This window comes from Roseomonas genomospecies 6, from assembly GCF_008365375.1.
GTDB lineage: Bacteria > Pseudomonadota > Alphaproteobacteria > Azospirillales > Azospirillaceae > Azospirillum.
In genome coordinates this window covers 1-841 of record NZ_QOKW01000092.1, presented here as the reverse complement: position 1 = coordinate 841, position 841 = coordinate 1, and the positions used below count along the sequence as shown (strand labels likewise).

Here is an 841-nt window from a genome sequence, read left to right as displayed (position 1 = left end):
TTTCAACTGATCCCGCCGATGCCCCCTGGCGCACGGTTGAGACGCTGGTCCGCTCGGTCATCGACCTTGAGGAGAGCGCCGCCCGCACGGGGGCCTTCCGCCAAGCCCGCGGCGTGCCGAGCGCGGCGGCGCTTTTTCGCCTCTGTCTGGCCTCCGCGGTGTGCCGGCTGTCCTTGCGCGAAACCTGCGCCTGGGCGGCGGAGAGCGGGGTGGCCCGGCTCTCCAACCCGGCCTGGGAGAAGCGCTTCCAGAAGGCGGGTGTGTGGCTGGGCGAGATCGCCGGAGCGCTGCTGGCGGCGCGCGCCGAGACGCCCGCGCGCTGGCCCGGGTACCAGCTGCGCCTGGTCGATGCCACCGCGCTCAGCGTCCCCGGCGCCTCCGGCACCTCCTGGCGGCTGCACTTGAGCTACGATCTCGGGCGCGGGTGCATGTGCCAAGCCAGTCTCACCGATGGGCACGGCGGCGAACGGCTGGGCCGCTTTGCCCCGCCGCCGCCCGGTACCGTCGTGCTGGCCGACGCCGGCTACCCGCACCCGCGCGAACTGCGCGGCCATCTGGCGGCGGGCGGCGACCTCATCGTGCGGATGAGTTGGGCGGCGGCGCGCCTGCTGACCCCCGCGGGTGAGCGCTTCGATCTGTTCGGCGCCTTGAGGCGGCTCGACGGCCCGGCTGGGGCCTGGGACGTGGTGGTCGACGACCATCAGCCGGCAGCGCCGCCGCTGCGCCTGCGGCTGGTGGCCGGGCGCAAGCCACCGGCGGCGTGCGAACAAGCCCGCCGCCGGGTGCGCGAGACCGCCAAGCGCAAAGGCAAGACGCCCGACGCGCGCTCGCTGGAGGCGGC

At 74.9% G+C, this 841-nt stretch carries 1 protein-coding gene; it reads left to right on the top strand.

Annotated elements, in window-relative coordinates; genetic code table 11:
* The coding region (locus DS843_RS31505; RefSeq protein WP_167525550.1) for a transposase at positions 1-841 on the top strand (841 nt) is incomplete at both ends.